At 34.5% G+C, this 12,714-nt stretch carries 12 protein-coding genes, 1 other RNA gene and 1 pseudogene; 11 read left to right on the top strand and 3 right to left on the bottom strand.

Going from position 1 to position 12,714, the window contains the following annotated elements; translation table 11 throughout:
• Window positions 1–21 precede the first annotated feature (21 nt).
• The 4 genes from gpsB (at window position 22) to BR43_RS03900 (ending at window position 3,636) form a co-directional block, all read left to right on the top strand.
• Window positions 22–354, top strand: a complete 333-nt coding sequence (gene gpsB, locus BR43_RS03890) for a cell division regulator GpsB (RefSeq protein WP_034559681.1) — start codon at window positions 22–24, stop codon at window positions 352–354.
• A 33-nt stretch (window positions 355–387) separates the two neighbouring features.
• Window positions 388–771: RNase P RNA component class B (rnpB, locus tag BR43_RS19450), an RNA gene on the top strand.
• Between the two features lie 196 nt (window positions 772–967).
• Window positions 968–2,122 (top strand): THUMP domain-containing class I SAM-dependent RNA methyltransferase, encoded by a 1,155-nt coding sequence (locus BR43_RS03895; protein ID WP_034559683.1) that lies wholly within the window; start codon window positions 968–970, stop codon window positions 2,120–2,122.
• Between the two features lie 5 nt (window positions 2,123–2,127).
• Window positions 2,128–3,636, top strand: coding sequence for a carboxypeptidase M32 (locus BR43_RS03900; RefSeq protein ID WP_034559686.1), 1,509 nt, complete (start codon window positions 2,128–2,130; stop codon window positions 3,634–3,636).
• A gap of 49 nt (window positions 3,637–3,685) precedes the next feature.
• On the opposite strand, the gene BR43_RS03905 is transcribed toward BR43_RS03900, so the two are convergent.
• Both BR43_RS03905 and BR43_RS03910 read right to left on the bottom strand, forming a co-directional pair.
• The gene (locus BR43_RS03905) at window positions 3,686–4,036 is read right to left on the bottom strand and encodes a hypothetical protein (RefSeq protein WP_051933802.1); all 351 of its coding nucleotides are present in this window, start codon (window positions 4,034–4,036) and stop codon (window positions 3,686–3,688) included.
• A gap of 89 nt (window positions 4,037–4,125) precedes the next feature.
• Window positions 4,126–4,536 (bottom strand): ribonuclease HI family protein, encoded by a 411-nt coding sequence (locus BR43_RS03910; protein ID WP_034559688.1) that lies wholly within the window; start codon window positions 4,534–4,536, stop codon window positions 4,126–4,128.
• A gap of 282 nt (window positions 4,537–4,818) precedes the next feature.
• Between BR43_RS03910 and BR43_RS03915 the strand changes: the two genes are divergently transcribed.
• Window positions 4,819–5,286, top strand: coding sequence for an EbsA family protein (locus BR43_RS03915; RefSeq protein ID WP_157463935.1), 468 nt, complete (start codon window positions 4,819–4,821; stop codon window positions 5,284–5,286).
• A 158-nt stretch (window positions 5,287–5,444) separates the two neighbouring features.
• Here BR43_RS03915 and BR43_RS19455 read toward each other — a convergent pair.
• Window positions 5,445–5,654: pseudogene (locus BR43_RS19455) on the bottom strand (cold shock domain-containing protein); the annotation flags it as partial.
• Window positions 5,655–5,889: 235 nt separating this feature from the next.
• On the opposite strand from BR43_RS19455, the gene BR43_RS03920 reads away from it, so the two are divergent.
• The 6 genes from BR43_RS03920 (at window position 5,890) to BR43_RS18950 (ending at window position 12,512) form a co-directional block, all read left to right on the top strand.
• Complete coding sequence (locus tag BR43_RS03920; RefSeq protein ID WP_034559694.1) at window positions 5,890–7,581, top strand: formate--tetrahydrofolate ligase; 1,692 nt, start codon at window positions 5,890–5,892, stop codon at window positions 7,579–7,581.
• Between the two features lie 145 nt (window positions 7,582–7,726).
• Window positions 7,727–8,386: a uracil-DNA glycosylase gene (locus BR43_RS03925; RefSeq protein ID WP_034559696.1), complete on the top strand. Its 660-nt coding sequence runs from the start codon at window positions 7,727–7,729 to the stop codon at window positions 8,384–8,386.
• 86 nt (window positions 8,387–8,472) lie between these two features.
• A complete protein-coding gene (locus BR43_RS03930; RefSeq protein ID WP_034559703.1) occupies window positions 8,473–10,374 on the top strand; it encodes an ABC-F family ATP-binding cassette domain-containing protein in 1,902 nt (633 codons plus the stop codon).
• A 14-nt stretch (window positions 10,375–10,388) separates the two neighbouring features.
• A complete protein-coding gene (locus BR43_RS03935; protein ID WP_034559707.1) occupies window positions 10,389–11,336 on the top strand; it encodes a thymidylate synthase in 948 nt (315 codons plus the stop codon).
• Window positions 11,337–11,374: 38 nt separating this feature from the next.
• Window positions 11,375–11,866, top strand: a complete 492-nt coding sequence (locus tag BR43_RS03940; protein WP_034559709.1) for a dihydrofolate reductase — start codon at window positions 11,375–11,377, stop codon at window positions 11,864–11,866.
• 178 nt (window positions 11,867–12,044) lie between these two features.
• Window positions 12,045–12,512, top strand: coding sequence for an effector binding domain-containing protein (locus BR43_RS18950; RefSeq protein WP_051933803.1), 468 nt, complete (start codon window positions 12,045–12,047; stop codon window positions 12,510–12,512).
• Window positions 12,513–12,714: the final 202 nt, after the last annotated feature.

Below are 12,714 nucleotides of genomic sequence, written 5' to 3' on the forward strand. Positions count from 1 at the left end.
GTATGAAAATGAGGTGTAACCATGGCAAATAGAAATTTAACTACAAAAGATATTTTACAAAAAGAATTTAAAACATCTATGCGCGGCTATAGTCCTGCTGAGGTTGATGAATTTTTAGACAATGTGATTCGTGACTATGAATCATATAACAAAGAATTTACGCAACTTAAGGCTGAAAATGAGCGTTTACTTAGTAAAGTAGATGAGCTAACAAAACAAGCAACTGTTACTAAACCTGCTTATTCAGCACAACAACCGAATACAACGGTAACTAATTTTGATATTTTAAAACGTCTATCTAATTTAGAAAGACACGTATTTGGTTCAAAATTAGACGATACAAACGAACTATAAAATAATCAACTTAACTAAATTTAAAACATTGTAAATTTTGGGTAATTGCGGTCTAGCTAGACTAGGCTGAGGAAAGTCCATGCTCGCACAAGCTGAGATGCTTGTAGTGTTCGTGCTTAGCGAAACAATAAGCTAAGGCCTTTATCAATTGATAAAGTAACGGCAGAAAAAAAGTGCTAAGGTTAATTTATTAACTATGCCTGAGTATTCTTGAAAAGTGCCACAGTGACGAAGCATTAATGGAAACGTTAATGGTGGAACGCGGTAAACCCCTCGAGCGAGCAACCCAAACTTTGGTAGGGGCACTCTTTCTAAGGAATTCAACGAGAGAAAGAGGCAAGTAATTGCAGACAGATAATTACCTCCGGATAAAACAGAACCTGACTTTTTATCTGAGACAGAACATGGCTTACAGAAATTTACAATTTCAGGAAAAGACTGGCTTCTTAGGAAGTCAGTCTTTTTTATTTTTTAATTACTCTTTTAGTTAAGTTTCTATGAAATTATAGAAGAAAAATGCTACAATAGGTAGGAACTGTTTAGAAATAGGCCTTTTTTCTTAAAAAGGACGTCTATTCTAATCAAATATTTGGAATAGAATTGAGGAATTTAAATGAAAAATTTTCAACTTGTTGCAACGGCAGCTAGTGGAATTGAGGCTTTGGTAGGAAAAGAAATCAAAGATTTAGGGTATAACTGTCAAGTCGAGAACGGTAAGGTTTTTTTTGAAGGAACTGAACGAGATATTGCTAAAACTAATTTATGGTTAAGAACAGCTGACCGTGTCAAAATTATTGTTGGTGAATTTAATGCCTATGAATTTGATGAATTATTTGAGAAAACAAAAGCTTTGCCTTGGGAAGATTTGTTGCCGATGGATGCACATTTTCCAGTAGCGGGTAAGTCGATTAAATCAAAGTTATTCAGTGTATCAGATTGTCAAGCGATTGTAAAAAAAGCAATTGTTAACCGCTTAAGCGAAGTCTATCATCGTAATACACGTTTACCAGAAACAGGTGCTTTGTATCAGTTAGAAGTTGCTTTATTAAAGGATAAAGTCACTTTAACCTTAGATACTACTGGACCAAGTCTATTTAAACGAGGGTACCGGACATCAAAAGGTGGCGCTCCCTTAAAAGAAAATATGGCAGCTGCATTAGTGATGCTAACTAGTTGGAGAAAAGATCGCCCATTTTATGATCCTGTTTGTGGTTCAGGTACGATTCCAATTGAAGCGGCTTTAATTGGTCATAACATTGCTCCTGGATTTAACCGTAGCTTTGCTTGTGAAGAGTGGGAATGGTTTGATGCAGCAATTTGGGCTGAGGTTCGTACCGAAGCAGAAGGTTTAGCTGACTATGATGTTGAATTAGATATTGTTGGAACAGATATTGATGGCTACATGATTGAAATTGCCAAAGAAAATGCAATTGAAGCAGGTTTAGCCGATAGTATTACCTTTAAACAAATGCAACTAAGCGATTTTACAACAGAGAAAAAATATGGTGTCATTGTGGCTAACCCGCCTTATGGGGAACGTTTAGGTGAAGAAGAGGCAGTTCATACCCTTTATCGTCAAATGGGAACAACATATCGTCCGTTGAAAACATGGAGTAAATATGTTTTAACGAGTGATTTAACATTTGAAAGTTTTTACGGCGAGAGAGCGACTAAAAAACGTAAACTATATAATGGTGCATTAAGAACAGATTTCTTCCAATATTGGGGAGAGCGTCCACCACGTGTACCACGTAAACAGGAGGATTAAGTATCATGAATGAACTAGTCAAGCAAGAACAAGGTTTTTTAGCTTTATTAAAAGAAATCTCGATTTTAAATGAAGTTGATGCGTTATTGGGCTGGGATGCGTTAACGGGAATGCCTGAAGCTTCAACACCACAGCGTTCTGAAGTGACTAGTTATATTGCTGGTTTAGCTTTTGAAAAATCTGTTTCATCTGAAATGGTTCATTATTTAACCTTTTTGACTCAACATTTGTCTGAATTAAATCCAGATACCCAAAAAATGGTGGAAAAAGTTCAAAAAGAGTATGATTTAAATCATAAAATTCCACAGACTGACTATCAAGAGTTTATTAAAGTAATTTCACAAGCAGATAGTGCGTGGCGTAAAGCTCGCGTAGCGAAAGACTTTAATCTGTTTAAACCTTCTTTAACTAAAATTATTGATTTTGAAAAGCAATTTATTGGATATTGGAAAAAAGATGAAAAAACACCATACGATGTTTTGCTAAATCAATATGAGCCAGGCATGACGGTTGAAATTTTAGACCAAGTATTTGGTGAACTTCGTGCGGGAATTCAAGAAATTTTAGCAAAAATTAAGGCCAAAGGAAAAATTCCACAGACTGATTTCTTAAGTCGATATATGAGTATTGAAAATCAACGTAAATTCAGTATAGCTGTAATCAAAAAAATGGGGTATCGTTTTGAAGCGGGTCGTTTAGATGATACTACCCATCCTTTTATGGAAAGTATGAATCGCAATGATGCTCGAATTACGACACGTTGGGATGAATATAATGCCAAAATGGCCATTTTTGGTATTATTCATGAAGCAGGCCATGGGATATACGAGCAAAATATTGCTGAACGTTTTGATTACACACCTTTAAAAGGTGGCGTATCAATGGGAATCCATGAATCACAATCTTTATTTTATGAGATTGTGATGGGGAGCGATCGTGATTTTTGGCAAGATAATTATAAATTATTGCAATCGTATGCTGAAGGAAAGCTAGATGATATTGATTTTGATACCTTTTATAAGGGACTACATGAAACTAAATCTTCTTTAATCCGAATTGAAGCAGATACTTTAACGTATCCATTGCATATTATTATCCGATATGAAATTGAAAAATTGATTTTTAATGAAGATGCAGCTATTGAAGATTTACCAGAACTATGGAATCAAAAATATCAAGAATACCTAGGAATTACACCTGATAATGATGCAGTTGGTATTTTACAAGATGTTCATTGGAGTGGGGGGAGCTTTGGTTATTTCCCTTCTTATGCACTAGGATTTATGTATGCTGCACAGTTGCAACAGGCAATGAAAAAGGACCTTGATTTGCCAAGTATTTATGCAACGGGTGATTATGAAGCAATTCGTCAATGGTTAACAGAGCATATTCATCAATTTGGTTCATCCAAAGAACCAAATGAATTGATTCTGGCTGCAACGGGTGAAGCTTTAACGCCTAAATATTTATTGGAATTACAAGATAAAATTTATCAAGAAGTTTACGACTATTAATAAAAAGCAAGAGCCAAAACATTTTTCGTTTTAGCTCTTGCTTTATTTTTTATTTTGATTGTCGTTGTGCTAAAAAGATTGTTGGTCCAAGAATTGAAAAAAAGAAGGCTGAAACAAAAATCGTATGAACGATATCAGATGCGACTTTGATTAAACTTAAGCTACCTAAAAGAGTTACAACGGAAGCCCAGATGGAACTAAGTCCGATAAATCGTGCAAATTTAAGTTGCTGTTGGATTTTTGCTTTGTTGGGATTGTTTTTAGAAACACGAAGGGGAATACGTAACGTTTTTCCGTTGTAGGTTAACACACCAATAATAAACAGAAAAAAAGAAATTCCGATAAGCCATGTAAGGATTTCAGTCATGGACGTAACTGGTGGATGTTTAAGTATAGTCATAAAGACAACTCCCTTCGATTATAAAAATTTATTCATCTAATAAACTTAGTATACCTTGTTTATTAGGCTGAATTCAATTAATACGCTTGTCATCCGATTTGTTTTAACCGTTCTTGCAGTGCTTGTCTAGCAAGATGATCGGCTCCTTTATTTTGATTTTCTGCTATCCAGTTAATAAAGGTTAGCTCAAATGGGGCTAAAAGAGCATTAATTTCAGTTAAATAAATCTGATAATTTTCTTTTTTTACATAATTTCGATCAACAGCAGTTGCCACAATTTTACTATCTGTATAGATCATCAATGTTTCATCGTGTAAATTTTGTTCTCTTAAATAAGATAAACCACAAATCAAAGCTTCAAATTCGGCTTCATGATTAGTTAGAATCGTTGGCAACGGGAAAGTAAGTTGTTTATAAATAGTATCGCTAATCACAACAACACCTGCGCCACTTGGTCCAGGATTTCCTTTTGTAGAGGCATCTGTATATAGTTTTAACATAATGAACTCCTTTAGTTTTATGAGTCTTATTTTATAGCTTTTTAAGAAGAAAAGCTAGTTTAAAAAGAGTATTGATAAAACAAGAGCTGCTATTCATGTATGTTACTTCAAGATAGCGAGGAAATCTATCGTGTTTTTGTTATTTTATTTATGACGAGAAGTAGGATGCTAATGATAAGATATTCCTAAGATTGATGGTTTCTATTTTTCTTAATGGCATCATTTTTTAAACTATGATACTATATAAAGAGCAGATTAATGTGAATGGGAGTGAGTACCGTTTTGAATTATTCAAACAAAAAAAGTTATCGTCTTTCTTTAGAGCCTGCTTATCAAGTTATTTATTGGTCTGTTTGCTCAACGATGTTTTTTATTAGTTTTATTGGTATTCTTGAATTACAACGGGCAAACGTAATCAGTATTGTTTTTGCACTTTTATTTATTATTGGTTTTTATGTAGGAATGGGATCTAGTGTGACGATTCGTCAAAATCGAATTTATTTAAACTATTTACGGGGAGTCAAAAAAAGTGATATTTCTATTGAGGAAATTGAGAAAATTAAAATTTATTATTGGGGACAAGATTTTTCTTTAAGAGAAAATTCTAAATCCTTTGAACTTTATTTTTTTAATAAGAGAAATAAGGCACATTTTTGGCAAGAATTCACTCAAAAATATCAAGAGATTCCAATCACTAAGGAAGAAAATACAGTCGCTTATTTGGAGAATTCATTACAGGCTGAAAAATAATTCTAACTATAAAGAATGTTTAGTTACAGGCAATAAGGTATCTTTTCCTAATTTATAAACGAATTTAAAGCGTGAATCAAAACATTTTATTCGTTTTGATTCACGCTTTTTTATTTGTATTTAAAGTCGTATTCTGTGGTAAAAATGTTTAAGAGGGATTAGTTGTTTTGCTCACTGGCTGTAACGTTTGTTGCTTGTGGGCCGCGTGTACCTTCAAGTACATTAAATTGTACAACTTGTCCTTCGCTTAAAGTTTTAAAGCCTTCACCTTCAATTCCAGTGAAATGGACAAAAAGATCTTCTCCATCATTGTACTCAATAAAACCGTATCCTTTTTCAGTACTGAACCATTTAACCGTTCCCTTTTGCTTATGTACATGCCCCCCTTAAATTCATAATATTGCCATCTGAAAATATAACAAATCGGATAGCTATCTATATTATAGAAATATTCATTAGCTACGTCAATTATAATCGATCATTATTTGAAAAAAAATTAGAGAAATTACTTTTCTGGTTCCTTTTTACTAGTTATCTATTGTATAATGAAATAATAACAGAATAAAAAAGAGAAATATCTCTTTAATGTTCGTAATTTAGCAAATGGAGGAGATTTTTGTGAATTTATCAGATATTGAAATTGCACAGCAAACGAAAATGGAGCCAATTGAGGTCGTAGCGCAAAAACTAAATTTGACATCGGAAAATTTGGAACAATATGGAAAATATAAAGCAAAAATTGATTTTGAAACATTAAAAGCAGTTGAAGAAAATCCAACAGGTAAGCTGATTTTAGTAACAGCTATTAATCCAACTCCAGCAGGTGAAGGCAAATCAACTGTAACGATTGGTTTAGCCGATGCCTTAAGTCACCTAGGTAAATCAACAATGATTGCATTACGTGAACCTTCATTAGGACCAACGATGGGAATTAAAGGTGGCGCAGCTGGTGGTGGTTATGCACAAGTTGTACCAATGGAGGACATTAACTTACATTTTACTGGGGATATGCACGCCATTACTTCTGCAAATAATGCTTTATCTGCATTTATTGACAATCATATTTTTCAAGGGAATTCATTAAATATTGATTCAAGACGAATTATTTGGAAACGGGTAGTTGATTTGAATGATCGAGCATTGCGCCATGTTAATATTGGGTTAGGCGGCCCAATGCAAGGTGTACCTAGAGAAGATGGTTTTGACATTACTGTGGCCAGTGAGATTATGGCGATTTTATGTTTAGCAACGGATCTGAAGGATTTGAAAAAACGTTTGGCAGCGATTGTAATAGGTTATACGTATCAAAAAGAACCGATTACGGTGAAAAATTTACAAGTTGAAGGGGCATTAACATTACTATTAAAAGATGCTATTAAGCCGAACCTAGTTCAGACATTGGAACATACTCCAGCGTTAGTTCACGGTGGACCATTTGCAAATATTGCCCATGGTTGTAATAGCGTTCTTGCAACTCGAACAGCATTGCATTTAGCAGATTATACTGTAACGGAAGCAGGATTTGGAGCAGACTTAGGCGCAGAAAAGTTTCTTGATATTAAGGTGCCTCAATTAGGGAAAGCCCCAGATGTTGTCGTAGTCGTTGCTACAATTCGTGCTTTAAAAATGCATGGAGGTGTTCCTAAAACTGAATTAGCGACAGAAAATGTAGAGGCTGTAAAGAGTGGGTTTGCAAATTTACAAAAACACATTGAAAATATGCAAGGATATGGCTTACCAGTTGTTGTTGCGATTAACGAGTTTATTAGTGATACGGATGAAGAAATTCAAATGGTTCAAGATCTTTGTCAAGACTTAGGTGTCGTAGCGGCTTTAACAGCTGTTTGGGAAAAGGGATCGGTTGGTGGCGTAACGTTGGCTGAAGCAGTTTTAGCTGAGATTGAGCAAGGTGATGCTGAATTTTCACCACTATACAATGCAGCGGAAGAAACAATCATTGGGAAAGTAGAAAAAATTGTTCAAACAATTTATGGTGGAAAAAATGTTGTATTTTCTAAGAAAGCGTTAACCCAGATTCAAACATTCCAAAAAAATGGCTGGGAAGACTTGCCTATTTGTATGGCAAAAACACAATACTCTTTATCTGACGATCCAAGTTTGCTAGGTCGTCCACATGATTTTACAATTACCATTCGTGAATTTGTTCCAAAATTAGGTGCGGGCTTTATTGTTGCTTTGACAGGTGATGTTATGACAATGCCAGGATTACCAAAGCAACCAGCAGCATTAAATATGGATGTTTCTGAAGATGGAATAGTTTCTGGATTGTTTTAATCAACGTTAATAAAAAAGTACACTTCTGAGAATAGGAAGTGTATTTTTTATATACAGAATATGAACAGTGAATAGGTGTGTAACTAGTTCCTATTTTTGTTACACTAAGATTTTGAAAATAAAAAAGTTAAAGGTGGTTTCTGTGATGCCAACAATCTTAACGAAGGAATTAATCGAAGAAGCTAAGGCAAATGTCAAAGATTTCCCTGTGGAGGGATTTTTAGTTGGGCAAGGTTCTTTTTCTCCTAAATTTATGTTAATTGGTGAAGCGCCAGGAGCAGTTGAAGCGAATGAAACTGGAATTCCTTTTTCTGGTCGAGCTGGAAAAGAATTGGATCGTTTTTTTCAGTTACTTGAAGTTACACGAGAGGAAGTCTATCTAACAAGCCCCTTTAGAAGTCGTCCTTATGTAGAAAAAGAGAGAATAAATCGCAAGACGGGTAGGTTAGAGTTACGAAAGTACAATCGTCCACCAACAAGTCAAGAATTATTGGCACATGCTTTTCTATTAGATTACGAAATTAATAAGATTCAGCCACCATTTATTTTAACAATGGGCAATATCGGACTACAACGTTTAATTGGAAAAAAAGCCAAAATTGGTATGTTACATGGTAGGTTAATTGAATCTGAAATTCAACAACTATCCAAGATAGATATGACAAAATATCAATGGACAAAAGAAAAATATCAGATTTTTCCAACATTTCATCCAGCTGCTATTTTTTATAATCGTAAATTAGAAGTAGAAATTCAAGCAGATTTACAAAAATTTAAGCAACTTTTAAAATTAAATAGCCATTAATTTTATCTAGAAATATATGAGTTCTGACGAAATCGTGTTAGAATAGAAAAGATAATGTTTCAAGAAAAGGAAGTGATGAACACGCAATGAAAGAGCTTAACGTGTTAAATATAACCAAAACCTATGGAGAAAAGACCTTATTTGATGGTATTTCATTTACAATTAGTGAGGGAGAACGTGTTGGATTAATCGGTACCAACGGAACGGGGAAAACCAGTTTATTAAATGTCTTAACTGGACTGGATAGTGCTGAAGCAGGTGACATTCAGATGTCTAAAGAGTATCGAATGGGCTATTTACGTCAACATCCAGATTTGAATCCTGAACAAACGGTTTTTGATGCAGTTTTTGATGGAGATACTCCTATTTTAGTGGCTGTTAGAAACTATGAAAAAGCGTTAGATAATTTGACAATGGACCCTGAAAATCAACACTATCAAAATAACTACACAAAAGCAGAGCAAGAAATGAATCGTCAAGATGCATGGATTGCTGATACAAATGCAAAAATGATTTTAAATCAATTAGGAATTAAAGACTTGGAACAATCAGTAGCAACGTTATCTGGTGGTCAGCGTAAACGGGTTGGCTTGGCTCAAGTATTGATTCAAGCACCGGATTTATTAATATTGGATGAGCCAACCAATCATTTAGATTTTGCGACGATTAGTTGGTTAGAAAAATATTTAAGCAGTTATCGAGGCGCATTGTTACTAGTCACTCATGATCGTTATTTTTTAGATCGTGTTGTAAATCGAATGTTAGAGTTGTCTTATGGAAGCTTGACAAGTTATACTGGGAATTATGAAAGCTATGTTAAAGAACGTGCAGAACGTCAATTAGAGGCTGAGAAAGCAGATCAAAAACGCAAACAACTTTATTTGAAAGAGTTAGATTGGATGCGTGCTGGTGCGAAAGCAAGAACAACAAAACAGCAAGCAAGAATAGATCGTTTTCATGATCTTGAAGGCAATCTGAATCAAGCAAAAAGTGACGGGAAAGTCGAAATTAATATGGATGGTAGTCGTTTAGGTAAGCGTGTTTTTGAATTGAAAGATGCAAATCTAACGTTGGATAATCATGTTATTTTAAAAGATTTTAATTTGCTTGTCCAAACAAAAGATCGAATTGGTATCAGTGGTTTAAATGGTGCTGGAAAATCTACATTATTAAATACATTAGCTGGACGCTTTATCTTAGACAGCGGTGAATTAATTATTGGTGAAACAGTTAAGATTGCTTATTATACGCAAATGACTGAAGAAATGGATCCGTCAAAAAGAGTCATTCAGTATTTGCAAGAAGTTGGAGAAGAGATTGAAACAACTAATGGAACGCGCGTTAGTGTGACAGAGTTATTAGAGCAATTTTTATTTGATCGCCATATGCACGGTGCTTTGATTAGTAAGCTTTCTGGTGGTGAAAAACGACGTTTATTCTTATTGAAATTATTAATGGAACGTCCGAATGTTTTATTATTAGATGAACCAACGAATGATTTAGATATTGCTACTTTAACTGTTTTAGAAGACTATATTGAAACGTTCCCAGGCGCTGTTATTTCGGTTTCTCATGATCGTTACTTCTTAGATAAAACGGTAGAACGTTTGCTAGTTTTTGAAGGAAACGGAGTTATCACACCGTATTTAGGGACAATTACTGAGTATATTGCTCTGAATAAGGACACACCAGATAAACAATCTGGATCAGCTAGTGAAAAAGAAGGAAAAGCAACTAAGACAAATCAATCTATAGATAAAAAAGAAAAGGTTAAACTGACTTATGCAGAGCAAAAAGAATGGGAAACCATTGAAGATGATCTGTTCCAATTAGAATCTGAGTTAGAAGAAGTTAAAGAAGCTATGGCAGCATCTGGTAGTGACTTTAGTTTATTACAAGAACTACAAGCAAAAATGACAAAATTAGATGCAAATTTAGAAGCGAAAATGAATCGCTGGGAATATTTAAGTCAGTATGTGAGTGAATAATGGAGGGAAACCACTTGGAAAAAGACTATTTAGAACTTGGTAAAAAGGTAATGGAAACAGGAGCAATCAAAACAGATCGAACTGGAACTGGAACGAAAAGTCTATTTGGTTATCAAATGCGTTTTGATTTAGCTGCTGGGTTTCCTTTATTAACAACAAAACGTGTTCCTTTTGGTTTAATTAAAAGTGAACTTTTGTGGTTTATTAAAGGCGATACGAATATTCGTTATTTGTTGCAACACAACAATCATATTTGGGATGAATGGGCTTTTGAACGCTTTATTAAAAGTTCAGATTACACTGGACCTGATATGACAAATTTTGGCCGCCGAGCAGTAACGGACCCAGAATTTAATCAAGTTTATCAAGTGGAATTAAAGCAATTCTGTGCACGTATTCTAGAAGACGAAGGTTTTGCTAAACAATATGGAGAATTGGGCAATATTTATGGTTCTCAATGGCGTAATTGGAAAACGACACAGGGTGAAACGATCGATCAATTAAAAGATGTGATTGAGATGATTAAAAAAACACCAGATTCAAGACGTTTGATCGTATCTGCATGGAATCCAGAAGATGTTCCGACAATGGCCCTTCCTCCGTGTCATACATTGTTTCAATTTTATGTAGCAGATGGCAAATTAAGCTGTCAATTGTATCAAAGAAGTGCGGATATCTTTTTAGGAGTACCTTTTAATATCGCTAGCTACGCTTTATTGACGCATTTAATTGCTCATGAAGTTGGACTAGAAGTTGGGGAATTTGTGCATACTTTAGGGGACGCTCATCTTTATTCAAATCATATGGAGCAAATGGCAGAACAATTGACTCGGGAAGCTCGTGATTTTCCAACATTAACTTTAAATCCAGAAAAAGAGAGTATTTTTGATTTTGATGTAGCAGATATTCAAATTGAAGGTTATGATCCGCATCCAGCGATTAAAGCTCCAATTGCAGTTTAAGGGTAGTAAATTTTTAAGTTGAAAGGATTGGTGTTAAGATGATTGCTTATTTATGGGCGCAAGATGAACAAGGTGTGATTGGCAACAAGGGGACATTGCCTTGGAGTTTACCAAATGATTTAAAATACTTCAAACGAATGACAACTGGAAATGCTGTTGTAATGGGACGTAAGACATTTGAAGGAATGGGAAAACGTCCTTTACCAAATCGCATCAATATTATTCTGACAACGGATCCTAGCTATGAATCTGAGGGTGTGACAATTATGCATAGCCGTGAAGAAATTCTTGATTTTGCAAAATCTTATGAAAAAGATACTTTTATTACAGGTGGAACTGGTGTCTTTAAAGAGTTTTTAGAAGATGCGGATATTTTATACCGCACGATGATTCAAGGAGAATTTGAAGGAGATACGATTTTTCCAGCTTTAAATTGGGAAGAATGGCAGATTACGGATGCAGAACCAGGAATTATTGATGAAAAAAACAGATATCCTCATATTTTTGAAACATATCAACGGAAAAATTAAGAGAAATAAAAAGGTTATAGCATTGACTATAGCCTTTTTATTTTAAACTTATTTTCACTATTTAAGAGAGTAAATAATTATACAAATGGCGCTTTTTATGCTATATTTACACCACATTAGGCATTAATTGAAGCAGTTTAATGTAACAAAATCTTTTCTATCGAAGGAGACGACTTATATGTCATTTACAGTTAAAGAATTTTCTGCACACTATATTATTGGTTCCTCTACTCCAATTGACATACCGCAAGATCCAAGTGGCTTTCCAGCAATAAGTGCCAACAAAGAAAAAGCTTTAACTGAGTTGAAGAAGAATCAAAAAGAGTTGGCTGAATTTGCAAGTGATGCCCATTTTTATGGAGTGAATGCCAATCTTGATGGGGCTCATTACATTGTTGGAGTGAAAGCGGAAAAAGCAGTGAGTGGTCAAGCGAGTTTTGAACTACCAGCAGGTGAATATGCCGTTCTTACAACATCTGTAACAACTCGTCTAGAAGCAGATCAGTTTATTGGTGCTGCTTATGGAGAAGTATATCAATCTGAAGATTATGCAATTAATGGCAATTATAATTTAGAGATTGTTGATGCGTTTATTCAGGACCAAGTAACAGAATTTAGCGTTTTAATTCCAGTAGTTAAAAAATAATTTTTAAAGGTTTATAAAGTGTAGGCACTCAAATAATCTTTTGAGTATCTGCACTTTATTTTAGTTTGATACATGTACCGAATCATTGCATTAAAGTTGTTACCTTAATGTCAACAAGGTTATCCAATTGTTTTAAATGTGCTAGTTCATTGATAGCAATTAAAACTCAATCTTTAACGGTTAACGTTTATTGAATTCAAGT

This window comes from Carnobacterium gallinarum DSM 4847 (assembly GCF_000744375.1).
Classification (GTDB): Bacteria; Bacillota; Bacilli; order Lactobacillales; family Carnobacteriaceae; genus Carnobacterium; species Carnobacterium gallinarum.